Annotated in this window: 22 protein-coding genes and 1 pseudogene; 19 read left to right on the plus strand and 4 right to left on the minus strand. The window is 46.3% G+C overall.

Going from position 1 to position 26,457, the window contains the following annotated elements; genetic code table 11:
- The first annotated feature begins 7 nt into the window (after window positions 1-7).
- Both G9G57_RS10330 and G9G57_RS10335 read left to right on the plus strand, forming a co-directional pair.
- Window positions 8-841, plus strand: coding sequence for an ABC transporter permease (locus G9G57_RS10330; protein ID WP_016822103.1), 834 nt, complete (start codon window positions 8-10; stop codon window positions 839-841).
- 117 nt (window positions 842-958) lie between these two features.
- Window positions 959-1,915: an aromatic acid exporter family protein gene (locus G9G57_RS10335; RefSeq protein WP_013371555.1), complete on the plus strand. Its 957-nt coding sequence runs from the start codon at window positions 959-961 to the stop codon at window positions 1,913-1,915.
- A 20-nt stretch (window positions 1,916-1,935) separates the two neighbouring features.
- Here the strand turns inward: G9G57_RS10335 and G9G57_RS10340 are convergent, their stop codons facing one another.
- Window positions 1,936-3,252, minus strand: coding sequence for an amino acid permease (locus tag G9G57_RS10340; protein ID WP_164964902.1), 1,317 nt, complete (start codon window positions 3,250-3,252; stop codon window positions 1,936-1,938).
- Between the two features lie 115 nt (window positions 3,253-3,367).
- Here G9G57_RS10340 and G9G57_RS10345 point away from each other — a divergent pair, with 115 nt between their 5' ends.
- The 16 genes from G9G57_RS10345 (at window position 3,368) to glnA (ending at window position 23,645) form a co-directional block, all read left to right on the plus strand.
- On the plus strand, window positions 3,368-4,264 hold the full coding sequence (locus G9G57_RS10345) for a LysR family transcriptional regulator (protein WP_025365075.1): 897 nt from the start codon (window positions 3,368-3,370) through the stop codon (window positions 4,262-4,264).
- Between the two features lie 126 nt (window positions 4,265-4,390).
- Window positions 4,391-4,948 carry an outer spore coat protein CotE gene (locus G9G57_RS10350; RefSeq protein WP_013371552.1) on the plus strand — a complete coding sequence of 186 codons (558 nt, stop codon included), beginning with the start codon at window positions 4,391-4,393 and terminating at the stop codon, window positions 4,946-4,948.
- Window positions 4,949-5,071: 123 nt separating this feature from the next.
- Window positions 5,072-6,307 carry a putative amidoligase domain-containing protein gene (locus G9G57_RS10355; RefSeq protein ID WP_164964903.1) on the plus strand — a complete coding sequence of 412 codons (1,236 nt, stop codon included), beginning with the start codon at window positions 5,072-5,074 and terminating at the stop codon, window positions 6,305-6,307.
- Between the two features lie 110 nt (window positions 6,308-6,417).
- Entirely contained in the window at window positions 6,418-9,237 is a 2,820-nt protein-coding gene (gene mutS / locus G9G57_RS10360; protein ID WP_164964904.1) for a DNA mismatch repair protein MutS, read from the plus strand.
- Window positions 9,238-9,306: 69 nt separating this feature from the next.
- A complete protein-coding gene (gene mutL, locus G9G57_RS10365) occupies window positions 9,307-11,475 on the plus strand; it encodes a DNA mismatch repair endonuclease MutL (protein ID WP_164964905.1) in 2,169 nt (722 codons plus the stop codon).
- Between the two features lie 12 nt (window positions 11,476-11,487).
- Complete coding sequence (locus tag G9G57_RS10370) at window positions 11,488-12,339, plus strand: class I SAM-dependent methyltransferase (RefSeq protein ID WP_017427612.1); 852 nt, start codon at window positions 11,488-11,490, stop codon at window positions 12,337-12,339.
- Entirely contained in the window at window positions 12,323-13,303 is a 981-nt protein-coding gene (gene miaA / locus G9G57_RS10375) for a tRNA (adenosine(37)-N6)-dimethylallyltransferase MiaA (protein WP_016822097.1), read from the plus strand. Before G9G57_RS10370 ends, miaA begins: the two co-directional genes overlap by 17 nt.
- Window positions 13,304-13,323: 20 nt before the next feature.
- Complete coding sequence (hfq, locus tag G9G57_RS10380) at window positions 13,324-13,566, plus strand: RNA chaperone Hfq (RefSeq protein WP_013371546.1); 243 nt, start codon at window positions 13,324-13,326, stop codon at window positions 13,564-13,566.
- A gap of 190 nt (window positions 13,567-13,756) precedes the next feature.
- Window positions 13,757-16,417, plus strand: coding sequence for a PBP1A family penicillin-binding protein (locus G9G57_RS10385; protein ID WP_164964906.1), 2,661 nt, complete (start codon window positions 13,757-13,759; stop codon window positions 16,415-16,417).
- 165 nt (window positions 16,418-16,582) lie between these two features.
- Entirely contained in the window at window positions 16,583-17,140 is a 558-nt protein-coding gene (locus G9G57_RS10390) for a DUF402 domain-containing protein (protein WP_013371544.1), read from the plus strand.
- Window positions 17,137-17,832, plus strand: a complete 696-nt coding sequence (locus tag G9G57_RS10395) for a YdcF family protein (protein WP_164964907.1) — start codon at window positions 17,137-17,139, stop codon at window positions 17,830-17,832. Before G9G57_RS10390 ends, G9G57_RS10395 begins: the two co-directional genes overlap by 4 nt.
- 114 nt (window positions 17,833-17,946) lie before the next feature.
- Window positions 17,947-18,930, plus strand: a complete 984-nt coding sequence (locus tag G9G57_RS10400; RefSeq protein ID WP_016822094.1) for an AAA family ATPase — start codon at window positions 17,947-17,949, stop codon at window positions 18,928-18,930.
- A gap of 112 nt (window positions 18,931-19,042) precedes the next feature.
- Complete coding sequence (gene hflX, locus G9G57_RS10405) at window positions 19,043-20,329, plus strand: GTPase HflX (protein WP_164964908.1); 1,287 nt, start codon at window positions 19,043-19,045, stop codon at window positions 20,327-20,329.
- A 111-nt stretch (window positions 20,330-20,440) separates the two neighbouring features.
- Complete coding sequence (locus G9G57_RS10410; protein WP_164964909.1) at window positions 20,441-21,694, plus strand: methionine gamma-lyase family protein; 1,254 nt, start codon at window positions 20,441-20,443, stop codon at window positions 21,692-21,694.
- 83 nt (window positions 21,695-21,777) lie between these two features.
- The gene (locus G9G57_RS10415) at window positions 21,778-22,191 is read left to right on the plus strand and encodes a MerR family transcriptional regulator (protein ID WP_016822092.1); all 414 of its coding nucleotides are present in this window, start codon (window positions 21,778-21,780) and stop codon (window positions 22,189-22,191) included.
- A gap of 125 nt (window positions 22,192-22,316) precedes the next feature.
- Window positions 22,317-23,645, plus strand: coding sequence for a type I glutamate--ammonia ligase (glnA, locus tag G9G57_RS10420; protein WP_016822091.1), 1,329 nt, complete (start codon window positions 22,317-22,319; stop codon window positions 23,643-23,645).
- Between the two features lie 240 nt (window positions 23,646-23,885).
- On the opposite strand, the gene G9G57_RS10425 is transcribed toward glnA, so the two are convergent.
- The 3 genes from G9G57_RS10425 to G9G57_RS10435 form a co-directional block, all read right to left on the minus strand.
- Window positions 23,886-24,107 (minus strand): DUF6199 family natural product biosynthesis protein, encoded by a 222-nt coding sequence (locus tag G9G57_RS10425; protein ID WP_164964910.1) that lies wholly within the window; start codon window positions 24,105-24,107, stop codon window positions 23,886-23,888.
- Between the two features lie 117 nt (window positions 24,108-24,224).
- On the minus strand, window positions 24,225-24,659 hold the full coding sequence (locus G9G57_RS10430; RefSeq protein ID WP_025365068.1) for a hypothetical protein: 435 nt from the start codon (window positions 24,657-24,659) through the stop codon (window positions 24,225-24,227).
- Window positions 24,660-25,363: 704 nt separating this feature from the next.
- Window positions 25,364-25,639: a hypothetical protein gene (locus G9G57_RS10435; RefSeq protein ID WP_238799279.1), complete on the minus strand. Its 276-nt coding sequence runs from the start codon at window positions 25,637-25,639 to the stop codon at window positions 25,364-25,366.
- A gap of 195 nt (window positions 25,640-25,834) precedes the next feature.
- Here G9G57_RS10435 and G9G57_RS26390 point away from each other — a divergent pair.
- Window positions 25,835-26,180, plus strand: a pseudogene (locus G9G57_RS26390) (hypothetical protein); the annotation flags it as partial.
- Between the last annotated feature and the right edge of the window lie 277 nt (window positions 26,181-26,457).

Raw genomic sequence — 26,457 nt, forward strand, 5'->3', positions numbered from 1 at the left:
TTAACGTATGAAGAACGAAGCTGATCAGCTTGAGCAACGATGGATTCAAGGACTGCATCAGACGTATTTGCGTAACAGGCGTTTGCAAAAGTGGTTAGTAACAGGTGTGCAGACAGCTATTTTGCTGCTTTTATTTGTATTGTGGGAAATTGCAGGTCGTTTGAAGTGGATTGATGTACTGTTGTTTAGCTACCCTAGCAAAATTCTCACACAGATTGGCAAGGATGCGGTCAGCGGTGAATTATGGGGGCATGTAGGTGTCACTGTTGGAGAAACAATGGCAGGTTTTTTGCTTGGCACACTGCTCGGTACACTGCTGGCGGTACTTATTTGGTGGTCGCCGTTTTTGTCGAGGGTGCTTGACCCGTATATGGTCGTGTTTAACAGTATGCCCAAGGTAGCGCTGGGCCCGATTTTTATCGTCATGTTTGGGGCAGGTTTTACCGCGATTCTGATGACGACCCTCTCCATTACGGTTATCATTACGACACTAGTGGTGTACAACAGCTTTCAGGAAGTCGATTCGAATTTGATCAAAGTGGTTCGCACGTTTGGAGGTTCACGCCGTGATACGTTTCAAAAGGTAATTTTGCCCGCATCCTTTCCCGCAATTGTCTCTACGCTAAAAGTGAATGTCGGCATGGCGTGGGTTGGCGTGATTGTGGGTGAATTTTTGGTGGCTAAAAACGGCTTAGGCTATTTGATTATTTATGGTTTTCAGGTATTCAATTTCACGCTGGTCATGTCCAGTTTGTTGATCATTGCTGTCGTAGCTACACTGATGTATCAGGCAGTCGTGTATGTGGAGCACCGCCTGCTTTCGGGCCGCCCTCATCGGTAATTATTAAATTTCTGAATATTTGTGTAAAACGTGAAAATAAAGTACCATGAAAATGAAATACTTAATATTTATGAAAATGAGAAAACAGATTTCATCTAGAGGGGACAGAATTTTTTCATGGGCTTTCGTACGATTAAAACGGCTATTGCCGCATTAATGGCCGTACTTATTGCGGAGGGAGTAGGCATTCACGGAGCCACCTCGGCAGGGCTTTTAGCAATTTTGGGGGTGGATGTCACACGCAAGAGAAGTCTCCGTACCATTTCGGCTAGATTTTTTGCATCCGTCGTGGGACTTCTTTTTGCTTGTGTTTTGTTTGTGGTATTCGGATTCCATGATTGGGTACTTGCATTATATATTTTAACGGCGTTTCCGGTCATTGTACGGGTAGGCTTTAAGGAAGGCATTGTCACGGGTTCAGTCGTAGTTTTCCGAGTATTCAGCGGCGGTGTGATTGATATGGAGGTGCTGCTGACCCAGCTGGCTCTGCTGGTGATTGGACTGGGTTCTGCGATGGTTGTCAATTTAGCTTATATGCCGCGTTCTGATAATACAATGCAACAAATCCGGCAGGAGGTAGATCGGACATTTTCTGTTATTTTCAGAAATATGGCCAACACGCTGCGTAGTCCGGCATACATATGGGATGGCAAGGAAGTTATTGAAGCGGACAGCGTGATCACCAAAGGGGTCACTGAGGCAGGTCGTTCATTGGAAAATCAAATGCTTCGTCCCCAAGAGGGCTGGAATGTGTATTTTTATATGCGCAAAGAACAGCTGGATTCGATTCAAAACATGATGCAGTTGATCGCACAAATGTATCAGCATATGCCGCAGGCCAAGCTTTTGGCCGAGCTGTTCGACCAGCTTAGCAACGACGTTTTGGCTGGACATTATACGGGGCAGACTGAGAAGCTGTTAGAGCAGGTTCGTGAAGAATTTAAAGCGATGGAGCTTCCTGCCACACGGGAGGAATTCGAGATCCGTTCGGCATTATTGCAGCTTACACATGAGCTTCATCAGTATTTGAAAATCGCTAAAAAGGACAAGGCCCCTACTCCAGTGAAAAATTAGAGTAAGGACCTGAGCGGCTACTATCCATGACGGACAGTAGCCTTTTCTTGTTCAGTAACGGCAGAATTCGGATGAGTGAAAGTCCGTTTATGCCGAATTCGATCTGTGATCCACAAGACAACGGTGATCAGGCAAGGGTAAAGCATGGCCCACCCGACAAAGGGGAAAACAACTGCCGTGGAGATGAAGGAAATCCAACTAATGGAAACTCCCCAACGACTCCCACGTAGGAGCTTGATTCCTGCTGCACAACCCCCTAGATAGGTCAGAATGAAGGTAGCGTTCGGCAATTGGATCAGGTTGGTGAGTGAAACAGCACCGCTACTGTACAACACCATAATGATCACGAAGCAGACGCTAAGAAAAGCAATGCCCCCGATGGGGGTATGGAAGCGTTGGGATAACACGCCCATCCAGCGAAAGGCCTGTCCTTGTCGAGATAAAGCATAAGCGACTCGTGAAGCGGCACCCACGTAAGCAATAATAGTAGCAGTACAAATAAAGATACCCGTCAAGCCCGCAATGATCGCGCCCCATGGACCGATAGCCCGACTAATTACCCAAACGAGCGAAGCATCCGAATCCCCTGCAAGGTAACTTTGTGTGCCCACTGTAGCAAGCGCAGTAAGGAAATAAAGCAAACCAACAATGACAGCTGCAATGGTCACACCTCTAACGGCAGACCGCTCGGGATTGGTAAATTCCTCTGACATATGAGACACGGCCTCCCAGCCGATAAAGCACCAGAACAGAATCGCAGCTGCTTGGCCGACAGAAAGCCAGCCATGTGGAACAAACGGCGTAAAGTGAACAGTTTTCATCTGAGGGAGTGCTGCGGCAATAGCGAATATCAGGACGGCAACGATGGCTATAACGACGGCAATCTGAATACGTCCGGCAACCTTCATACCGATCCAGTTGATAGTCAGGCCCACCGCCAGCATAGCAGCGGCCAACAGTATGCGACTTTCCTCTCCCCAGCCCATAGCTGTGGTCATATAGCCGGCTCCGGTAAGTGCGGCAACAGGCGCCCCAATTGGAACCGACATGAGAAAAAACCACCCGATATAAGCACCGGCACGTGGGGAAAAGGCCAACGTCACAAAATGCGATACCCCTCCCGCATTTGGAAATTTCGCAGATAGAAGCCCCATGGAAAGCGCCATTGGGAGAATAAGCAGGGTCATGAATCCCCATGCCAGCAACGATGCTGGGCCCGCCATTTGGGCGGCAAGGCCAGGCACAATCAATACCCCCGAACCCAGCACAGCTCCGATATAGAGCGCAATGGCCTGTGGAAGACCAATAGTGGATTGAAGTTTATTTTCATTCGTCATGCAGAAAAGCCTTCTTTCTCTTGTTATTTTCTCCAGCTTATCAGATAATCAATCTATCGGAAAAACGGAATATTACGATTGCTTGTATCGGAAAAATCGATTGAAGGAGCGAATTATGGAATCGCGGCATTTGTTTACTTTTTTAAATGTGGTGGAGGCAGGCAGTTTTACGCGAGCAGCGCGTATACTGGATTATGCGCAGTCAAGTATTACTGCTCAAATTCAAACACTGGAGACGGAATTGGGTACGCCGCTGTTTGATCGCATTGGCAAGAAAATCATGCTGACCGATGCCGGGCGACGCCTGCTGCCCTATGCGCAGGAAATTTCCAAGATGCATGCTATGGCTAAGGATGCGCTTCGTTCAGAAACAGAATTAACAGGGACGCTAAAAATAGGAGCACCAGAGTCTCTGGCTGCTTTTCGTTTGCCGAGTTTGATCCGTGAGTACAGAGAGCGGTACCCAAAGGTCAAAATTGTACTTAAGCCCGGCGAATGCTGGGAATTACGTGATTTGATCCGTTCCGGTGAACTGGATTTGGCTTTTTTGCTTCAACCTGAGACGGAGGATAGAGAACTGAATATCACCACGCTTATTCATGAGCCGATGGCGCTGGTTGCGCCTCTGAAGCATTCACTGGTTGCCTGTACACAGGTAGAGCCTGCCGACTTGAAGGACGAAACCATTTTGCATACGGAGGCTGGATGTACGTACCGAATCCTTTTTGAGCAGTATTTGAACAAACACGGTATTTTTGCAGACCCTAGTCTGGAATTTTGGAGCATTGAAGCCATCAAGCAATGCGTCATGGCTGGGCTGGGTATTGCGCTGCTTCCGCTAGTTACGGTACAAAATGAGTTGCGAGAAGGGAAAATGGCGCGTCTAGCCTGGGATGACAGTGAACAGCAGGTGGCTACTCAGGTCGCTTATCACACGAAAAAGTGGAAATCGCCAGCTCTCAGCGAATTTTTACAGATCGTTGAGCAGCATGTAACACATTGGCGTGCATGAGTTCAAGCCATGGCGGCATATGCTTATACAAATAATATTTTTTCCTTTTCGCCTATTCACTCAACATTCGCCCACAACCTGCATACATATGTATGGAATGATTGATTGTATGGAGGAGGTTCAAGAATGGCATTAAGTCATAAAAATCGTAGAGAGATTATTACCAAAGCGATCTGTGGTAAAGGTCGCAGATTCTCTACCGTAACCCATACCGTAACTCCGCCGAATAATCCGACCAGTATTTTGGGGGCATGGATTATCAACCACCAGTATGAAGCTGTGGCGGCTGGAGACGGCATTGAGGTCATCGGGACGTATGATATCAATATTTGGTACTCATACGATAAAAACTCGCAGACCGATGTGGCAAAGGAAACGGTGTCGTACGTAGAAAATGTGCCGCTCTCGTATCTTGATCCGAAGCACCGGGCGTCTACAGTGGAAGTATCCGCCGAAGCTACACAGGAGCCAAGTTGCGTTGAGGCCAGTGTGTCTTCTGGAGGTGGCAGCGTAATGATCCGGGTCGAGCGGGAATTTGCGGTGGAGCTGGTGGCGGAAACGAAGATTGTTGTAGAAGTATTCCCGTATGGCAGCAGTGACGATTTTGACAAGGACTTTGATTTTGGAGCGGAAGAGGGGGACTATGAGGAGCTCGACCCCGACCTCATTGACGACGAGCTCTGACAGGAGTGACCAAAAAGAGGGCCACTTTACTCTTTGCGCCGGCTGATATTGCGCAGGGGGCAAAGGCCCTCCTTTTTTGTCGTTTTGGATCGTTGAAGTCCGTACGTAGAACGAAGGGGGAGTATGATGCGGCAACCGGGACAGGCGCTCAAACGCTTCAGAGAGATGACGGATGATGAAAAAATGCGCAGACTGGAGCGTTCAGGTATATCGGTTCGTTGGCTGAATGAGAGTGCAGCAGATTTTACGATCGGCTACGCGGTGCAAATCCATCAACTGCGGGGACTGGAAATCCGTAGACGTGCCCTCGAAGGTTCTACCAAAGTTAGCACATATGATTTGTCTGAACTAGATTCTCAATCCCCGCTCTATGTCCGGATGGAGCGGCTGGCTGTACGTGCGTTGTATACACTCGGTTTGGACAGTGGTGAGGTAGTGCTGACGCCGCTGGGAGAGCGTAATTGTCAGATTCGCCAAGTCTTGGCACAGCCCTGGCTGAACGATAGACGTTTGGCCACGCTATACGAAGTTGCTGCTCGTGAAGAGGATGCTCCGGGAGAAGAACTTTCAGCAGAACGGGGGAGCGCGCGACTATTAATCGGAATGGACCCCGAATTTGTGCTGGTTCGTATGCCAGAGGGGAGGGTTGTTCCGGCTTCTAGATATTTGGGCCGACTAGGCATAGCTGGCTGCGATGCCGTTACCCGCCGAGGGCGAACGCTGTATCCGGTCGCTGAGCTTCGTCCTGCCCCGAGCGAAGATCCGGCTCGTCTGCTGAGGCATCTGCGCCAAGCTTTTGCGATAGCAGCTCGGCAGATAGATGACCATACGCTCATCTGGCAGGCAGGCGGAATGCCGCAACCGGGTTTTCCCTTGGGCGGACATCTGCATTTCAGCGGGGTTCCGCTAAATGGTGCCCTGCTCAGGGCACTAGATAACTATTTGGCATTGCCTCTGGCGCTGCTGGAAGACAAGCGCTCGGCTCGGCGCAGACCGCATTATGGCAATTTGGGCGATTTTCGCCGTCAGTCTTATGGAGGCTTTGAATATCGAACACTGCCCAGTTTTCTAATCTCGCCACAGCTGGCAAAAGGTGTGATTGGGATGGCGTTTCTGATTGCTTCCCAATACTCACGTTTGCAGCGTAGGCCTTTGGGAGAAGAAGAGGCTCACAGAGCTTTTTATGAAGGGAATCAGGTTGTACTTAGAGAGTATATGGAGCCACTTATTTTAGATATGATTTCACTAGATATCTTTTCTCAATATGAAGCTTATATAGCGCCACTGCTGGATAGCCTTCGTAAGGGAAAACAATGGGATGAAACACGGGATTTGCGCCCGTACTGGAAGCTTTCGTAAAATCAAGTATCAACACCCGAGAGGGTTTCATGTTATCGACTGTCATTTTTGATATAATGAAAGGTAATTATGAGTTTAAACGGAACAAAGTGTGGGGGTTAGGTAACGGTATGTCTAAATATACACCGATGATCGAGCAATATTTATCTATAAAAGAGCAGGCTAAAGATGCGTTTTTGTTTTTCCGCCTAGGGGATTTTTACGAGATGTTTTTTGATGATGCGATTCTTGCATCCAAGGAGCTGGAAATTACACTGACTGGTCGTGAGGGTGGCGTCGCGGAGAAAATTCCGATGTGCGGCGTGCCTTATCATTCAGCAGAAAATTACATACAACGCCTCATTGAGAAGGGTTATAAGGTGGCCATCTGTGAACAAATGGAGGAAGCCTCAGCTACCAAGGGAATGGTACGGCGGGATATTGTCCGTGTTGTGACCCCGGGTACGGTCATGGAGGGCAAGGTGCTGGGTGATAAATCCAACAACTACATGGTATGTGTCACAGAGACGGACGGGATGCTGGCGCTGGCGGCATGCGACTTGTCGACAGGTGAACTCTATGTGACTTCCGTACCTGATTCGAAAGAATGGCTATTAGATGAAATTAACATTTATGAGCCGTCCGAAATGTTGGGAGATGGTCATTTGCTTGATTTTGTGACCTCCCGTATGTCTCCTGTTGGAAGGCGGGTTGTGTATACGGCTTGGGACAAATCCAAGGATGATCTGGTACGGGATCAATTTGGTGAAGCCACGTGGGCAAGGCTTACGGAGGAACGCAGACGGTGCGTATCGCGCCTGATTTCCTATTTAAATGAAACGCAAAAAAGATCGTTAGGTCAACTGACCCAAATCTCGGTCTATGAGCCTAATCATTTTATGATTCTGGATCCATTTACCCGCCGGAATCTGGAACTGGTGGAGACGGTGCGTGAACGCTCCAAGAAAGGCTCGTTGCTGTGGTTGCTGGATCGCACAGAGACATCCATGGGCGCACGTTTGTTGCGTCGTTGGATCGACAAGCCGCTGTTGAGTAGCAATTTAATTGAGGAACGGTTAGAAGCGGTAGACAAGCTATACCACCAGTTTATTTTCCGCGAGGATGTACGTGCTCAGCTTAAAGAGATTTACGACCTGGAGCGTTTGGTAGGACGGATCGCTTTTGGTAGTGCTAATGCACGAGATTTGATCGCCCTCAAGCTGTCTCTGGCCCAAATTCCGTCTTTACGCGAGTTGTGCGCTGAATCTCCGTCGAATACGCTGAGACGGATTGCACAAACATTGGACAGCTGTGCAGACCTGTGTACGTTGATTGAGGAAGCAGTGGCAGATGAACCCCCGATTTCTGTAAGAGATGGAGGGCTTATAAAGGAAGGCTACCATCAGCGTCTAGACGAACTGCGTGAGGCGAGTGTGAACGGTAAGCGTTGGATTGCTGAGCTGGAGGCCAAAGAACGAGTAGCAACCGGCATTCGGTCACTCAAAATCGGATACAACAAAGTATTTGGTTACTACATTGAGGTGACCAAATCCAATTTGGCTTCATTACCGGAAGGTCGATATGAACGCAAACAGACGTTGGCGAATGCTGAGCGGTATATCACACCAGAATTGAAGGAAAAGGAATCGCTAATTCTGGAAGCTGAGGATAAAATGGTGGATCTGGAGTACACGCTTTTCTCAGAGCTTCGCAGTAAACTGAACGCTGAAATTCCTCGCCTGCAAAAGCTGGCAGAGCAAGTTGCTGAAATTGACGTGTATCAGTCGCTGGCGACGGTTAGCGCGGAACGAGGGTTTGTAAAACCTGAGCTGACAACAGGATATGACTTTGTGGTGGAACAGGGACGGCACCCCGTTGTGGAGGCCGTCATGAAAGATGGCGGCTTTATCGCCAACAACACAGTGTTGGAAGAAGCCGATGCGCATATTCTACTCATCACCGGTCCGAATATGGCTGGGAAAAGTACGTATATGCGTCAGGTTGCACTCATTGCGATTATGGCTCAAATTGGCTGCTTTGTCCCGGCTGCACGTGCTAAAGTGCCGATGCTGGATCGCATTTTCACACGGATCGGCGCAGCGGATGATCTCATTGGCGGACAGAGTACGTTTATGGTCGAAATGGCAGATATTCAAGTCATGACGGACAAGGCAACTCCACGAAGTCTGATTATAATTGATGAACTGGGACGAGGAACGTCCACCAGCGAAGGGATGGCAATTGCACAAGCGGTCATCGAATTTGTGCATGATACGATTGGCTGTAAGGCGCTGGTATCTACGCACTTCCATGAGCTGGCCCATTTGGAGCAAGGTCTGACTTCGCTGCGAAATTATTCCATGGCCGTGCAGGAAAGCGGCGATAAGGTGAATTTCCTACGCAAGCTCATACCGGGTGCGGCTAGTAGTAGCTATGGTATTTATTGTGCCCGACTTGCAGGTTTGCCTAATAACATTATTGAGCGAGCAAATGGTCTGCTGTATGGTTTTGAACAGGCGGCAGCTCAAGTAACGGCAGGCACCGAGACAGCAAGAGGAGCGAAGGAAGGGACTGATCTTCGTACAGTGCCGGGGACAGAAGAGATTTCTCCAATGTCCGCAAAATATGCGGACCAGACATTGCGAGCAAACGGAGAAACTGCACCACCAGTCCAGTCTGGATCACAGCAAGCTACCCTGGTAAAAGAAGATGCTCTACAGATTGTGGAAGATTCAGGTGAGTTGGAGCATGCAGCTTCTGACGTGGTACAGCTGTCCATTTTCGGAGAGCAGGACCTTGCTCCCTCCAAGCCACACTCAGAGACGGTAGAAGCTAATCCGATCGTGCGCCAAATTTTGCGGAAGGTGAAAAATGCTGATGTCATGAATATGACACCCTTACAGGCGATGCAACTGTTAAATGAATTAAAGAATAAGGCCAATGGTCTGTAATTAAAATATACTAAATTATTTTTTTGCTTATTTTTCATCACACTTTGAAGTCAGGAGGAGGTTAAAAGGATGTCTAAAATTCGAGTGCTAGATGAGCATATTGCGAATCAGATTGCTGCCGGTGAGGTCGTGGAACGTCCAGCCTCCGTCGTGAAGGAGCTGGTGGAAAATGCGATTGATGCGGGCGGTACACGAGTGGATGTATGGGTAGAAGAGGGCGGCCTGCAAAGTATTCGGGTGACGGATAATGGCAGTGGGATAGAGCCTGAGGACGTGGAAACGGCATTTTATCGACATGCGACAAGCAAAATCGGACATGGCCGAGACTTGTTCCAGATCACAAGTCTCGGCTTCCGGGGAGAGGCATTGCCAAGTATAGCGGCTGTCTCAAAAGTAGAGCTACTCACAGCAGCAGGAGATGACGGCCGTGCCCGTAAATTGGTGATTGAGGGCGGTAAACTGATGCTTCACGAGGATGCTGCTGGAAGGCAGGGGACGGATTTTACCGTACGCGATCTGTTTTATAATACACCTGCACGGCTAAAATATATGAAAACGATCCAGACGGAATTGGGACACATTTCGGATGTATTGTATCGAATGGCGCTTTCGCACCCAGAAGTGGCCTTTACATTGCGGCATAATGGTAATACATTGTTGCAAACGCTGGGCAATGGTGATTTGCTCCAAGTGATTGCTGCTATTTACGGAACTTCTGCGGCGAAATCAATGTTGATGGTGGAAGGAGAGAGCCTTGATTACCGAATTAGCGGCTATGTCAGTCGCCCAGAGTGGACCAGATCGAATCGAAATGCAATCTCGACAGTAGTGAATGGCCGATTTGTGCGGAGCTATGGGCTCAATCAGGCACTGCTCAAGGCGTATCATACTTTGTTGCCGATTAATCGTTATCCGCTGGCTGTGATCCAACTGGACATGCATCCTTCTTTGGTGGATGTTAATGTCCATCCAGCCAAGCTGGAGGTGAGGTTCAGTAAAGAAGCTGAACTGTTTCAGCTGGTTGAAGATTCGGTAAAAGCTGTTTTAGGGCAGCAGGTGCTGATTCCAAAGGCAGTCAAACGCGAAATTGGCGGCAAGGATAGCGGCTCATTTGTGCAGGAGCAGTTTCATTTCTCGAAAGGAAATAGTGCAGAAGTAGATGCTTCTTCGGATAATGGTCATAATCGAACGCTACCTCTTTCTATGGCTTCGCCGCAGGTCCAGGAATCGACACAATCCAATCACATGACCAGTAATGAAGAGAAGAAGAAGATTAGCCAGGAGCGTGAGCAACATCCGAGTAGGGAGAGGAGCCATTTAGTCAATGGACAGGCAAACACTCTCGCTCGTCAAAGTATCAGTGATGACGAACTGAATGCAGATTTTGTGGAAGAAAACAACGGGAGTGATGATAGAGGAGGCGTGTTGCTTTCTGATGGGACGACTACATGGATATCCACAGGAGATCATGCCGAAACAGATGTCTCTTCCTCGTACAGCGAAGGGATACAGGAAACGGCTGCTTCTGCCGCTTACCGTTCTTCTGTTTCCCCCCATGCAGACAACACTACTAAATTCACGGATCAGAAGACGCACCAGGAACGTCTGAAGACAGAGCAATTGGCAGCGTTGTCGGGGGCAGCTCCTGAGGTGCCTACTTTTCCTGAGCTGAATTTAATCGGTCAGCACCATGGAACCTATCTGATTGCACAGAACGACCAGGGCTTGTATTTAATTGATCAGCATGCCGCCCATGAACGGGTCAATTACGAATTTTATTACGAAAAATTTGGAAATCCTGAATCAGTATCACAGGAGTTGTTACTGCCAATTACATTGGAATTTACGCCTTCCGAAACGGAAAAATTGAAAACAAGGTTGCATTGGTTTGAACAGGCGGGGGTGTATTTGGAGCATTTTGGCGGGCAAACCTTCCGTGTCAGCTCATATCCGTACTGGCTCCCCAAAGGAGAAGAAGCGGATGTTATTGAGGAAATGGCTGGATGGGTGCTGGAGGAAAAAGCCATTGATCTAGCTAAACTGCGGGAAGCAGCCTCAATCATGTGCTCCTGCCGGGCTTCGATTAAAGCAAATCAGAAGCTGACTGACCGACAGGCTGTCGTGCTGTTAGAGCGTTTGGCAGCCTGCAAACAACCCTATACCTGCCCCCATGGGCGCCCCATCGTTGTTTCCTTTTCCACATATGATTTGGAGAAGCTGTTTAAAAGAGTAATGTAAGGGAGTATAAATATGTTGCAGGATTGGGAAAAACGTGAAGAAGAAAAGCAGATGATGCTTCGTGAGAAACAAGCTGAATTACTGGTCACGACAGGAGATTCTCCCTCGGACGAGGTTGTGGAGCGCGCGAAGCTGCTTGCAGCCGAGCTTGGGGTGCTGTACGCCCCACGTCGTGGCATATCCGTAGCTAAGCTAATCGCTGCTCACAGAGTCCGTCAGGCTCTGGTGCTGGTGCAGGGCGGGGTGAGGCTGATTAGTCCGGAACAACCACCGATGGTTTTTCATCCAAGCATGGGATTCATTCGAGCCAAAAGGGTATTAAAGGGCGAGGCTGACCCGATGTTGACGGCTGCCCGACTTGCCCCGGGTGATACCGTGCTGGATTGCACGGCAGGGCTTGGTACGGATTCACTTTTATTTTCCATTGGAACGGGAAGTTCTGGACAAGTCACAGCTGTGGAGAGTTCCTTCCCTGTCTATGCATTAATCAAGGATGGGATGAGACATTACCGTTCCGGTAATGCTGCAGTAGATAGAGCCTTTTCCGACATTGACGTTCGTTTTGGTCATCATCTGGACTATTTGCGTAGCTTGCCGAACCGCAGTGTAGATATTATTTATTTTGACCCGATGTTCCGTGATCCGTTGCTTGATTCCAGTGCAATCGGTCCATTGAGAGGATTGGCCAATCCAGATGCATTGAATGAAGAAAGTATTGCTCATGCGAAAAGGGTTGCAAGAAAAACAATTGTATTGAAAGAAAAAAGGGGTAGCGGAGAGTTTGCCCGCCTCGGCTTCCGTGTGGAGCAACGGGGCACAACGAAAACAGTGTACGGAGTGATTGATATTGACAGTGGCATCTAAGCCTAAACTACTTGTTCTTGTTGGCCCGACTGCGGTTGGCAAGACGAAACTAAGCATCGAAATGGCTCGACAATTTGACGCGGAAATTATTTCCGGGGATTCCATGCAGGTATACCGTCATATGGACATTGGAACTGCCAAAATTTCCGAACAGGAAATGAAAGGAATCAAGCACCATTTAATCGATATTCATGAGCCTGAATACCCATATTCAGTAGCCCAATTTCAGGAAGACTGTCGTCGTCTCATACCTGATATTCAATCTAGAGGAAAGCTACCTTTCATCGTAGGCGGGACAGGTTTGTATGTAGAATCGGTTTGCTATGAATACCAGTTTTCTGAGGTAGGGGCAGATGAAGCTTTTCGTCAGGAACAGCTTGACTATGCCGATCAGTATGGAGCCGACGCGCTTCATGCGCGACTACAGGCAGTTGATCCCGAAAGTGCACTTCGTCTGCACCCAAATGATCGTCGTCGAGTCGTGAGAGCGCTGGAAATTTACCATGTTAGCGGAACAACACTTAGCTCTCAACTTGCCAGTCAAAAAAAGGAATCTCCCTACCAACTCTGCATCGTAGGTTTGACAATGGATAGGCAAATGCTATATAAACGTATTGAAGACCGAATTGACGGGATGCTCGATCAAGGGCTTGTTGCTGAGGTAACCTCCTTAATGGAACGGGGAGTGCGAAGCGATGCCATCTCCATGCAAGGTCTAGGCTATAAAGAGATATCCTCCTACCTGCGGGGAGAGGTGTCTTTGGAGGAGGCGGTGACTTGGCTAAAACGGGATACGCGTCATTTTGCGAAGCGACAGCTCTCGTGGTTTCGCCATATGAAGGATATCCAGTGGGTAGATGTCACTGATTTCGAAAATTTTTCTGCTCATGCAGCCCGAATACACGAAATTATAGCAGGAAAGTTCCGGACAGACCTTGAATATACTTCAAAACAATCCAAATGATTATTGGGGGTACGGCTAAAATGAACAAGTCTATTAATATCCAAGATACGTTTCTGAACCAATTGCGCAAGGATTCTATACCTGTAACGGTATACCTCATCAATGGATTCCAGGTGCGAGGAACGATTAAAGCATTTGACAATTTTACAATTGTTATCGATTCGGATGGGAAGCAACAGCTGATCTACAAGCATGCTATCTCCACCTTTACACCGCAACGCAACGTATCGCTTGTACAACAAGATAACGCTAGCGATAACTGATTACGGCTGGACGGCCGCCCGGGTGATGAAACTTTTCAGGCGTCCGTCTCGTCTAACTGTATAGGAATGTGACCGGGAGCAACCTGATCAGGGTTGTTCTTTTCATTCCGTTTACTTTCATGCTGCCGACAGCTAGCTTTAAGCTTACGCTCGGCGACATTATGATTATTCGCGAAAGGGAGTCAGGGGAATGCCAAACGATTCATTGTCCAGATCCGGCAATCGCAATAGAAACACATCTAAAGAGAAGCCGAAGGGCAAGAAAAAGAAAATAACAGGTAAGCGAGTTGGGTGGACGCTGTTTATTACAGCAGCATTAGCCATATTTTGCGCACTTGGTGGTTATTTATTTGTCATGGTTAATGGCGAAAAAATCTACAAAGCCAACAAGGACAAAATTACTGTGAACGAGACATCAAAGGTTTATGACCGCAACGGTGTGCTCATGGGTGAGCTGTCTGTGCAAAAAAGTGATCCTGTGAAAAGTGAAGAAATTCCACCGTTGCTCAAAAAAGCTTTTATCGCAACCGAGGATAAGCGTTTTATGGAGCATCAGGGAGTTGATATTTGGTCTATCGGTCGGGCGGCAGTGAAGGATATCGTTGCTCGTTCTGCGGTGGAAGGCGGTAGTACGCTGACTCAGCAGTTGGCCAAAAACTTGTTTTTGACACGTGACAAAACCTTTTTCCGTAAAGCGACAGAGGTATCCATCGCAATGGCGCTGGAGCGGAATTTGACTAAAGATGAAATTATTACGCTATATCTGAATCGGATTTGGTTTGGACGCTCATATTCTGGAATAAAGGCAGCGTCGGAAGGTTATTTTGGAGAGTCAGACTTAAATAAATTAAAGTTGTGGCAAGTCGCTACACTGGCGGCTATTCCGAAAGGACCCTCCAAGTATAACCCGATCAGTAACCCGGAAAACTCAAAGGCCCGGCGTGCTGTGGTTCTCCAGCTGATGTTTGAGCAGGGAATGATTGGCAAGCAGGAAATGGAAGAAGCCAAAGCTATAAATTACGATTACAAACAACCGGAAAAAGTACAAAAGTATCAAAATTTTATGGAATATGTCATGGATGAGGCAGAGGATGCCTTGCCAGGAGTCAGCGGCAATGATCTGATTATTGGCGGTTATAAAATTCATACGACAATGGATGCTCAGGCTCAAAATGCGCTGGATCAAGCGATGGCGGATGATGATATGTTCGAAAAAAGTCCCGACGATCAGCCTGTCCAAGCCTCAATGGTTATTATCAATAACCAGACAGGTGGTATTGCCGCGATGGCACCCGGACGGGATTACAAAAAGGGGACCTTTAATCGTGCGACGCAGAGCCGCAGACAGCCAGGATCGGCCTTTAAGCCGATTGTAGCTTATGCGCCAGCTCTTGAATCCGGTAAATTTACGATAGATACTCCTTTGAGTAACGAACGGCAGAGCTTTAACGGATACAGTCCGAAAAACTTGCATGGTTACTCTTCCACCATCAGCATGATGGATGCCATTACGAAGTCTGAAAATATACCACCTGTATGGTTGTTGAACCAAATCGGTGTGGAAAAAGGGGTTCAATTCGCCGAGAGCGTAGGCATACCGATGGACAAAAATGATCACTCGCTTGCTATCGCATTGGGGGGGTTAAGCAAAGGAACAAATACCCTCGAAATGGCGCAGGCCTATAGCGCTTTTGCCAATAAAGGACAATTCCAAAAAGCTTACTCCATTAAGCAAATTAACAATAGTGATGATCAAGTGGTTTATACTCATAATGAGGAATCTAAATCTGTTATGAGTGAGAAAACGGCTTATGAAATGACAAAAATGATGCAAAATGTGGTCAATAGCGGTACAGGTCGCAAAGCACGTATTGACTGGCCTGTAGCTGGTAAAACGGGTACGACCCAAAGTGGAATCAGCGGCAACAGTGGTAACCGGGACATTTGGTTTGTCGGTTATACGCCGGAATATACCGGAGCGGTATGGATGGGGTATGACAAGCCAGATAGCAAGCATATGTTGAGAAACTACAGCGGCCAGTCGGCAGCCTTCTTCGGAAGGGTTATGGGTGAAGCACTCAAGGGACACCCAGTGACGCAATTTAGCGAGCCGAAGGGATATGAACCACCCGTTGAGGAGAAGCCAGAAGAGCCAGTTCAGGCCACCGCTCCAAGCGGACTGAGCGGGTCGTATAGTCAGGATACGCAAATTGTATCGTTGTCTTGGAATGCGGCTGAGGGAGATAATGTGCAATACCGTGTGTATCGTAAAGAATCTTCCGAAGGAAGTTTCCGGACGATTATGGAGGCGATGAGAGGCACGAGTGGTGAAGATACGTCGCCCGTAGCTGGAAAGACGTATCAATACTATGTCGTAGCCTATGGAGCGGATGGTAAAGAATCCGCAGCTTCCAATACGATTAGCGTAGAAATTCCAGCAGAAACTACTCCGATAGATCCGCAACCAGGAAACGATCCTAATCAGGATGGAACCGTGCCGGATAATGGCGAGAATATAGACGGTCAGAATGGCACAGACCAGGGGAATACACTTCCTGGAGGAACCGATAACGGTACTGGTTCTGAACAAGCTCCAACGTCTCCTGGAGTTAACAATGGAAATGGTACTGGAGGTACAGGAAACAGTAACGACAATTTTGGTAACGGAAACGATACAAATCAGGGGAATGGTCAGACGACTACACCGGATTCAGGTATAACTGATGAAAATACTATGACCAATCCAGAAAATACAGATGCATCTACCACAGGTGCTATAATGGATGGAAATCAGGAAGGCAAATCCAACGGTCATTCCAACTCCAATCGTGGACGTCACAACCGGGATTAGCAAATATGTTTTATGTAAGATGATATTGGCTTTAAATCAAAGGTATTTTCGGACTGTTTTGACAGTCTGAAAATACCTTTTTTGCTGTAATACAGGGGTTATTTTTGAGTGTATAGTTTAAATATGGTAAGCTGGTTTTACCAATGTTGGAGAGGAACATCATTTATGAAGCGCAAATTCGGAGACCGGGCCAACTGGCGAAGAATCACCAATCGCAAGTTTGCTTGCCGGTATGTAGAAAGTGATGCGTTTACAGGATATGTGACCCTGTATACTATTTTGAGTCTCAAGGAGCCATTATGGAAAAGTTATGGTGGTCATACGTTTTGCATAGCCGATAAAGGTTATTCCTGGTTGCAATATTATCCCAAAGGTAAGCATTATGTGGTGACTGCTATGTTTGACAATCGAGAGCAAATCGTCGAATGGTACATTGATACCTGCCGAAATCAAGGAGTAACCGATCAAGGAGTTCCTTGGTTTGATGATTTGTATTTGGATGTGGTCGTGCTTAAAAACGGTGAAATCTTTCTGGTGGATGAGGATGAACTGGAGGAGGCGCTACAACGGGGGCATATTTCTACGCAAGAAGCAGAATTGGCTAACCGAACGGCGGCTGACCTGCTACATCAGATCGATGCTCACATGTTCCCCTATTTTAAAATGTCGCTGAAACACCGGGCAGAATGGTTTCATAACGGCGATTTCAAGAGAGAACGGTGAAATTTTTGCAGTGGATTAAAAGCACTGGGCCCCAACGCCATGAGCCAAAAAGCGGGCAAAGTCGCAATGGGAAAATATTTATGGTATCGAAGCGTCTCATACTTGGTTTGATGATTTTCATTTTGGTCGGATTGGTATGGGCAGGTATCCGAGTATGGAATATGAATACAGCTGCCTCTACCACTCCGCTTCAGCATGCACAAATTGGTATCGTACTAGGTGCCTCTATGTGGGGAGCTGAGCCCAGTCCTGGTTTAAAAGAAAGATTAGAAGAAGCCTTGCGGTTATATCGTAACGGGATGGTGCAGCGACTAATTGTAAGTGGAGGACTGGATCAACCTGATTTTCCGTATACGGAGGCCGAGGGGATGCAACGCTACTTGGTAGATAGAGGAGTCCCTGTACAGCATATTGTGTTAGAAAACCAGGCAACCAGTACTTACGAAAATTTGCTCTACAGCCAGCGTATCATGAAGGAATATGGCTGGAACTCCACCGTAATCATCACACATAGCTATCACGGTCCTCGCGCGTTGGAGATTGCTCAATTTTTGAATTTTGATCATCCCCAGCTGGCTCTGACCGAATCCAAAGTGCTGAATATGCCAATTCACCAATCAAGAGAAGTATTGGCTTACGCTAAATGGACGCTACAACGGTGGTGGATCAGTGCTCAAATTTGGATTGCCTGAATTGAGGGAAGGCTTTGTACGCGTTCTCGTTGCTTTTATGCTAATAAGGACATGCTGGACCGAATACATTAATAGGGTAAGCTGTGCCTGAAGAAATGTTGAGGTGATGGATGCATGAACGGACGGGGAATCGCCGCGGGCAAGCGGTCGGAGGAGAGACCTTCCAGACAAATCAATGTCGTGCTGCGTAGCCCGGAGCCGATCGCTTCGGTGACTGTGGACGAGACGGAAGCAGTGGCTTCGACCAAGTCGCAGGCGCTACCGCAGTATCTCAGTCTTTATCAGGAAATTCAGAAAGAACTCGATCATCTCGTCGGCTTGGATAACATCAAAGAACTGGTATTTGAGGTATATGCCTTTTTGCAAATCGCCCACATGCGCACTGATGCGGGTCTGTTGAGCAACGCACACGTATATCACATGATTTTTAAAGGAAATCCAGGTACGGGGAAAACGACAGTAGCCCGCATTATCGCTAAAATGTTGCAAAAAATGGGGGTACTGAGCAAGGGCCATCTGATTGAGGTGGAGAGAGCTGATCTGGTAGGTGAGTATATCGGCCACACCGCACAAAAAACGCGGGACCTGGTAAAGAAATCTCTTGGCGGCGTGTTGTTCATTGATGAGGCTTACAGTTTAGCACGTGGAGGGGAAAAGGATTTCGGAAAAGAAGCGATTGATACCCTGGTAAAGGCCATGGAAGACCAAAAAAACCAATTTATTTTGATCCTCGCAGGGTATTCGGGAGAAATGGACTTTTTTTTACGGACAAATCCTGGTCTTCCTTCTCGTTTTCCAATCCAACTGGATTTTCCTGACTACACTGTGGATCAACTCATTCAAATTTCGGAGATGATGGCTAAGGAACGGGATTATATTCTCATGCCTCAGTCTATACTCAAAATGAAGGAGCATTTGCTAAATGAGCGGAATGACAGTCTCCATGCATTTAGTAATGCACGTTATGTTCGTAATGTGATCGAAAAAGCGATTCGGCACCAAGCCGTCAGGCTGCTTAATCAGTACAGGAGTGGGCAACCCGGCAAGCAGGAATTGATGACGTTGCGACCAGAGGATTTGAAAATGGACAAAAGATAGGCGATAATAGGAATCTGAATCATATCGAATTGTATGACATCGAACGAGGGCCGGCCTGACATCAGGTCGGTTTCTGTTCGAGAGTTGACATGAAAATAAAGGAGCAAACAATATGGCGAACTCCACTCATGATACACAAACCGAAATGCAGGATAAGGCGGTTCTGGTCAGTCTAATTACGGATGAAGTCAAACGATCTGGCATCAATACGGAATATTCGTTGGAAGAACTGGTGAAGCTGGCTGAAACAGCGGGAGTTGAAGTGCTGAGCGTCCTCACACAGAATAGGGAATCCAAGGACTCAAAATGGTTTATTGGCAAAGGAAAAGTAGATGAATTGCGTGCAGTTGCTGAAGAATTGGGAGCGAATACAGCTATTTTTGATCAGGAGCTATCGGGAGCTCAAGTACGAAATCTTGAAGAGAGCCTGGATCTCAAAATAATTGACCGGACACAGTTAATTCTGGACATTTTTGCTCAGCGTGCAAAGACACGGGAAGGTATTATCCAGGTTGAACTGGCGCAGTTGTCATACTTACTCCCTCGACTGTCTGGACACGGTAAAAATCTTTCGCGGCTCGGTGGCGGAATCGGAACACGTGGTCCTGGTGAAAGCAAGCTAGAGACGGACCGTCGTCACATTCGTGACCGAATCAGTGATCTGAAACGCCAACTTGAGGAAGTGACGCGTCATCGGTATTTACACAGGGAGCGTAGACAAAAGGCCGGCATCGTCCAGGTGGCACTCGTTGGCTATACAAATGCCGGCAAATCAACACTGTTGAAGCAACTGACAGCTGCCGATGTATATATTGAGAACCAACTATTTGCGACGCTTGATCCTACCTCTAGAACAATGGAACTGCCGAGTGGCAAAGAAATTATTCTCACAGATACAGTAGGATTTATTCAAAATCTGCCTCATGATTTGGTTGCCTCTTTCCGGGCCACTTTGGAGGAGGCCAATGAGGCTCATCTCATTTTACATGTCGTGGACGCCTCCTCAGACATGCGTGACGAACAAATGAAAGTTGTAGAGTCAATCCTGCAACAGCTCGGGGCTGCGGACAAGCCTCAGACCGTATTGTTTAACAAAAAAGATGCTTGCACCCCTGAGCAATTGGAAATGCTCCCTTCTGGGGAAGGCTATTTGAAAATCAGTGCTTTTGATGAAGCGGATTTGCTACGCATTCGCGAACTGGTTCAGGAGCATCTGAGCGGTGACACACTGAGATTTCGTATTCCTGCGGAACGTGGGGATTTAACATCGGTGCTTTATCGAATTGGAGATGTACTGCTGACAGAGTATGATGGCAATGATGTCATTTATGAGGTAGAAATTCAAAGAGGAGAATACGAAAAGTATGGTCATGCGCTTAGTGAGTTCACAGAAAGTTAACATCTAATGATGTTTTTGGGTCCATAAGATGATAATGCTCATCGTTCGAATTGAATAACAATATAACATGATTAGCCTAAGGCTGCGGAAGAGAGAGGGTCAAGAAGGTAAATGGTAGTTTTTAGTCCGGAAATTCAGCAAATTCAGGAATTAGTAGAACTTAAAATACAAGAACGTATCCAGCACATAGATCATATTGTGGATGCAAATCAGTGGAAGGTCATTCAGGCCTTCCAGCGCAAGCAAGTGAGCGATTTTCATTTTGCAGGTTCAACGGGATATGCTTACAATGACCGGGGGCGTGAAGTGCTGGAAGAGGTCTATGCAGATGTGTTCGGTGCGGAGGTAGCGTTGGTGCGTCCGCATTTTGCCTCGGGAACGCATACCATCGCTACGGCTTTATTTGGTGTGCTGCGTCCAGGGGATGAGTTGTTATACATTACAGGGCGACCTTATGATACCTTACACAAAGTGATTGGTAAGCCTGGCGATGGAACAGGATCATTGCAGGACTTTGGTGTTACTTATGGAGAGACAGCGCTGACAGCAGAAGGTAAGGTGGACTGGAAAGCGGTGGAGTCCGCAATCCATGCGAACACCAAAGTGATCGGTATCCAGCGCTCACGCGGCTATGATTGGAGAGCTTCCTTTAGTGTGGCAGATATTGAAGAAATGACGGCACGAGTGAAGAAGATAAAGCCTGATGTTATTGTCTTTGTGGACAATTGCTACGGGGAATTTACTGAGAAGCTGGAACCTACCCAGGTCGGTGTCGATTTGATGGCAGGTTCGTTGATTAAAAATCCTGGTGGAGGTATTGCAGAAACGGGTGGATATATCTGCGGTAAACATCAATATGTAGAGCTGGCATCCTACCGATTAACAGCACCTGGTATTGGTGGAGAAGTAGGAGCCATGCTAGGCACTACACGGGGCATATACCAGGGGCTATTCCTTGCTCCTACATTGGTGGGGCAAGCGGTTAAAGGAAGCATATTCGCTGCTGCAGTCTTTGAAGAAATGGGGTTTGAGACCAAACCTGCTTGGCATGAAGAGCGTACGGATTTGATTCAGGCCATTTCTTTTAGCGGACCAGAACATCTAATTGCTTTTGTACAGGGCATTCAGCGCGCAGCCGCCGTGGATAGCCATGTGGTGCCAGAGCCGTGGGATATGCCGGGTTATGAGCATCCGGTTATTATGGCCGCAGGTACGTTTATACAAGGTGGAAGCTTGGAACTATCCGCAGATGCTCCGATTCGGGAGCCTTATATTGGTTACATGCAAGGGGGCTTAACCTACTCTCATGTCAAATATGGAGTACTTATGGCTCTGCAAACGATGAAAGAACGTAAATTATTGTGAGTTTTTCTAACATATCATTGACACTTTGCATCAGCTAAATGTACAATAAGGTGAATAATAGATCACTGGAAGGTTGATGACAAATGGGCGACGAAATTCGCAGAAATATGGCCTTATTTCCAATAGGTATTGTCATGAAGCTAACGGACTTGTCAGCACGTCAGATTCGTTATTATGAGCAGCATAATTTGATAGTTCCTGCCCGTACATCAGGTAACCAACGTCTTTTTTCATTCAATGACGTAGAGCGTCTGCTTGAAATTAAGGCGTTGATCGAAAAGGGTGTTAACATTGCAGGAATTAAACAAGTCATGAATCCGGTTACCAAGGAATCGGAGGAAGCTACAGTTATTACTGCAGATACGGAAGTCAAACGCCGTGAAATGTCCGATACTCAGCTTCATCGTTTGTTGAAACAACAACTTGTTGCAGGCAAAAGACCAGGACAGGTATCTTTGATCCAAGGCGAATTATCACGATTTTTCAACAATAGATAATGCTTGGACTTACCTTTTGGCATAAGGTTATTTTACTTAAAAAACGGTCTCATCATTTAAGTCTTTTATGTCATTTATGATACAGCCGATTTGCATATAGTCGTTACAGAAAGGGAGAGGTTAGTGTGAGTTATACCAGAGAAGATATCATTAGGATTGCGGAAGAAGAAAATGTTCGTTTTATTCGTTTGCAGTTCACAGATTTGCTGGGTACCATTAAGAACGTTGAAATTCCGGTTAGCCAGCTGGAAAAAGCGTTAGATAACAAAATGATGTTTGACGGTTCTTCGATAGAAGGCTACGTACGCATCGAAGAATCTGACATGTACTTATATCCGGATTTGGATACCTGGGTTGTTTTCCCTTGGGTAACTTCGGATCGTGTAGCTCGTTTGATCTGCGATATTTACAAGCCAGACGGCTCTCCATTTGCAGGTGACCCGCGGGGAATCTTGAAACGTGTACTTAAAGAAGCCGAAGAACTGGGCTACACTTCGATGAATGTCGGACCAGAACCTGAATTCTTCTTGTTCAAAACCGATGAAAAAGGCGACCCGACCACAGAACTGAATGACCAAGGTGGATATTTTGACCTGGCTCCAATGGATCTGGGTGAGAACTGCCGTCGTGAAATTGTTCTTAAGCTTGAAGAAATGGGCTTCGAAATTGAAGCATCCCACCATGAGGTTGCACCTGGTCAGCATGAGATTGACTTTAAGTATGCAGATGCAGTTAAGGCTGCCGATCAGATTCAAACATTCAAGCTTGTTGTTAAGACAATTGCTCGTCAGCATGGTTTGCATGCAACCTTTATGCCAAAACCTTTGTTCGGCGTGAATGGTTCCGGTATGCACTGCAACCAATCGTTGTTTAAGGACAATGAAAACGTATTTTATGATGAGACGGATGAACTCGGATTAAGCCAGACAGCTCGCCACTATATGGCAGGTATTCTTAAACATGCACGTGCAATGGCAGCGATCACGAATCCAACAGTAAATTCCTACAAACGCCTCGTACCAGGTTATGAAGCGCCTTGTTATGTCGCTTGGTCTGCAAGCAATCGGAGTCCGATGATTCGGATCCCCGCATCTCGTGGCCTGAGCACTCGCGTTGAAGTTCGGAACCCTGACCCGGCAGCGAATCCTTATCTAGCCCTGGCCGTAATGCTGAGAGCAGGTTTGGATGGTATCAAACGTCAGATGGCTCTGCCAGCCCCAATTGATCGCAACATCTACGTGATGTCCGAGGAAGAGCGAATTGAAGAAGGCATTCCAAGTCTGCCTGCAGACCTGAAAGAAGCTTTGTCTGAGCTTATTCGGAGCGAAGTTATCTCTGATGCACTGGGTGATCATGCTCTGGCTTACTTCTATGAGCTTAAGGAAATTGAATGGGATATGTATCGCACCCAAGTACATCAATGGGAACGTGATCAATATCTGACGCTTTACTAAAATGTGGAATCCCTTGGCGCTCTAAGCGTTGAGGGATTTTTTGTTTTGTGGATAATGCATCATTTTCTTGGACTACGTAGTAGTCTCCCACAATACGAAGTAGACTGGGAAGAATACAAACGCCAGCAGGGCGCAAAGAAGTGTTTAGAAACAAAAAAAGAAAAGTGTGAAATCTATGAAGCCAGTTATGGAACTGCTACTACATTGGCTGGTCGAGCTTTGAAGTTTAAGGAAGTGCGTTTACAGTAAGATAACCAAAAGTCCACATGCTAAGAAGAAGAACCCAAAGAGAATAGATACAGAGCCCCTAAATTTCATGTCATCAATGTAAGCATCGCTTGGTTCTGAGTCACCTTTGATTTTCCAGGCTTCGTTTGCACGCCATCCCCAAGTGGGATTCCGCTTACTTAAAATACCAAGCGAGAAAAAAATAATAGCAATAAGAATAAACATGATTCCCATTTGATCAGCCCCTTTAAGTAAATTATACCAAAAATGAACGACAGATAGAAAGCATTGTCCCCAAGAGCAGATGAAACAAAAATAAGAGGGCTTTGCCCTCCATGTTACGGTAGTATTTTAATCTGAATAAGCAACAGCATTAAAGCTTTCCATTCCTATTCGGGTAGCATCTGCTGTGCAAAATATATATAAGGTATATACCAATTCATTGGATGGTGGTAGAGGGATATTGTAATCGGATGCATTGATGGTGACAACTTGTACAGCGTTTGGGTTTACTTCGGAGACACTCACGGAGTAAAGGGCGTAAGCAACGAGCGAATCGACATCGCCTCTAACAATGGAAAAAGAAATTACGGAGTCAAATGGTGGAGTGGTAGGAAATGCAAGCTCGGCTATCCCTGTTAATTGTACACGCATGTTTTCCCCTGCACCCGTTACTTCTAAACCAAGCTCCGCGATGGCAACAGCAGTATTGGCTGGCAAGGGAATTGAGATCGTATTACCGTAACTTGCGTTTTGAGATGTTCGAGCATCTAACAATCTAGTCATGTTCTCATCTCCTTTTTGATAGTTTATGCAGAACATATTCATTGTTGAGGGCAGTGAGAATAAACATATTTTAGCCTATAGGGAGTAAAGAAGGAGAAAACAGCCTTATACAATGTTCATCGAAACAATCGTTGTAATGCTGCCGGATACAAAGGTTTCTTCCTCTGTGAAATGTTGATTTCGATTTTACAGGATTGGACGGAATTACAATGCTACTGAAAATCTGGAGCAAGCCTATTACGAGCATTTGGAAAACGAGATTGATTACGAAACTGTACCGTGCTGTTAAGATGGATGCGATGAGTGCGAGTAGCTGGATGACCATGTCTATAAAACATACCGTGAGTTAATCAACGATGGCAGAGAATTTCCTAAGCTTCTGGTTTTTGATCTCTAAGGAGGAACATCAATGACAGAACAGAGTTTCCGTTTTTATGAAAGTTAAGCATATTGAGATTCATCGTGTTGGTAGAGTTGCCGTGCTTGCTTATAGTGACGAGACTTATAAAGTGTACGTAAATCAACTCCAAAAGATAGCGGAGGGCACCCCATGGTAAGAGCCTATACCTCTATACTATGCGCTGTACCGTTATATGTGGGTGTAGTAAGTATAGATAGGTGAGGATTAAATATGGTAGATAACAACGATAAAAAAAGTAAGCACCTATGAAAAAAAAGTGCTTACTTTAGGGTTAATTTTATTATTAAGGGAACATTTTGTAAATGTAGCCTTGATATAATGGGCATACTTTATTGTTGCCTTTTTGTTGCCATTTATATAAAGAAATATTCCCTCCAAAGCCTCCTGTCATGTAAAATTTTTGAGTTGGAACTGTCGATTTCATATCCTCTTTAACCGTTGCACCTCTGATGCCACTTACCCATTTTTTGTTCCCTTGAGGCGGTGTATATGGTGACTCAGAAGAAATATTTGCTGAAGTTAGGACTGGTTCTGCAAAACTTAAAGACGGTACAGACAATGCCCCAAGAAGAACGGTGCCAGCAGCCAAAGCGATAATAGATTTTTTTCAAAAGTAAAGCCTCCTTAGTTTGTTTATCTTCGTATGCAAACTATGGTGTAAGGTAATTATAGTGCTTAGATTTACATTCTTCTACCAAAAATAACGATTTCACCAAATAATCACATTATATAAAGGAATGATAAATGATGATGACAGTATACTGACTTAATTGGTGTAATAAAAAATTACGAATACTCACTTCAACAGTTGGAAAACCGAATGACTGCATATGATTTGCTTTCGGCGGAAGGATCGGTTGTCAAACGAGTTTCTGGTCAAGAACTGACAGCAGATGTGACAGCCAACACCGCTCTAGTTAAAGACCAGCGCTAAAGACATACCGGGTATTTAAGCTACTACATTCGCGGATAAGCGGCGCAGAGCAATTGCGAACATAGCAAACAGTTTGAAGATCAATTGCACCTTAGATTTTGTCACGACCGACTATGGACGGGGACGAAACGAGGAAGGTGAAATTGGACTAAAAATGCAGAAGTAAATAAGATCGTAAAGGCTTAAGCCTTTGCGGTCATATTTGTATTGTCTAAAGTTCTAGACTGTAAAACAAAGTAATAGTCTGACGATGCTTCATTAAGCTATACCAGCTAATAGCTTGTCAAGATTACCAGTAAAGTGATTCTAAATCATGTGGTATAGTTAAAATGAGCATGCCAAATAACCCTCCAATTTCCGTTGTGTCTTGGAAGGTTATGCCAATGATAATCTTTTAAATTGGACGAAATTCCTTTTTGTTTTTCAAGATTGCATAAAGCCAA

Origin of the sequence: Paenibacillus sp. EKM211P (assembly GCF_011066175.1) — a bacterium.
In the GTDB taxonomy this organism is placed as follows: Bacteria; Bacillota; Bacilli; order Paenibacillales; family Paenibacillaceae; genus Paenibacillus; species Paenibacillus polymyxa.

Excerpts from the sequence above, each read along its gene's own strand:
- G9G57_RS10330 (WP_016822103.1), top strand. The coding sequence starts at position 8 with ATGAAGAACGAAGCTGATCAGCTTGAGCAACGATGGATTCAAGGACTG.
- G9G57_RS10335 (WP_013371555.1), top strand. The coding sequence starts at position 959 with ATGGGCTTTCGTACGATTAAAACGGCTATTGCCGCATTAATGGCCGTA.
- G9G57_RS10340 (WP_164964902.1), bottom strand. The coding sequence starts at position 3,252 with ATGACGAATGAAAATAAACTTCAATCCACTATTGGTCTTCCACAGGCC.
- G9G57_RS10345 (WP_025365075.1), top strand. The coding sequence starts at position 3,368 with ATGGAATCGCGGCATTTGTTTACTTTTTTAAATGTGGTGGAGGCAGGC.
- G9G57_RS10350 (WP_013371552.1), top strand. The coding sequence starts at position 4,391 with ATGGCATTAAGTCATAAAAATCGTAGAGAGATTATTACCAAAGCGATC.
- G9G57_RS10355 (WP_164964903.1), top strand. The coding sequence starts at position 5,072 with ATGATGCGGCAACCGGGACAGGCGCTCAAACGCTTCAGAGAGATGACG.
- mutS (WP_164964904.1), top strand. The coding sequence starts at position 6,418 with ATGTCTAAATATACACCGATGATCGAGCAATATTTATCTATAAAAGAG.
- mutL (WP_164964905.1), top strand. The coding sequence starts at position 9,307 with ATGTCTAAAATTCGAGTGCTAGATGAGCATATTGCGAATCAGATTGCT.
- G9G57_RS10370 (WP_017427612.1), top strand. The coding sequence starts at position 11,488 with ATGTTGCAGGATTGGGAAAAACGTGAAGAAGAAAAGCAGATGATGCTT.
- hfq (WP_013371546.1), top strand. The coding sequence starts at position 13,324 with ATGAACAAGTCTATTAATATCCAAGATACGTTTCTGAACCAATTGCGC.
- G9G57_RS10385 (WP_164964906.1), top strand. The coding sequence starts at position 13,757 with ATGCCAAACGATTCATTGTCCAGATCCGGCAATCGCAATAGAAACACA.
- G9G57_RS10390 (WP_013371544.1), top strand. The coding sequence starts at position 16,583 with ATGAAGCGCAAATTCGGAGACCGGGCCAACTGGCGAAGAATCACCAAT.
- G9G57_RS10400 (WP_016822094.1), top strand. The coding sequence starts at position 17,947 with ATGAACGGACGGGGAATCGCCGCGGGCAAGCGGTCGGAGGAGAGACCT.
- hflX (WP_164964908.1), top strand. The coding sequence starts at position 19,043 with ATGGCGAACTCCACTCATGATACACAAACCGAAATGCAGGATAAGGCG.
- G9G57_RS10410 (WP_164964909.1), top strand. The coding sequence starts at position 20,441 with ATGGTAGTTTTTAGTCCGGAAATTCAGCAAATTCAGGAATTAGTAGAA.
- G9G57_RS10415 (WP_016822092.1), top strand. The coding sequence starts at position 21,778 with ATGGGCGACGAAATTCGCAGAAATATGGCCTTATTTCCAATAGGTATT.
- G9G57_RS10425 (WP_164964910.1), bottom strand. The coding sequence starts at position 24,107 with ATGGGAATCATGTTTATTCTTATTGCTATTATTTTTTTCTCGCTTGGT.
- G9G57_RS10430 (WP_025365068.1), bottom strand. The coding sequence starts at position 24,659 with ATGACTAGATTGTTAGATGCTCGAACATCTCAAAACGCAAGTTACGGT.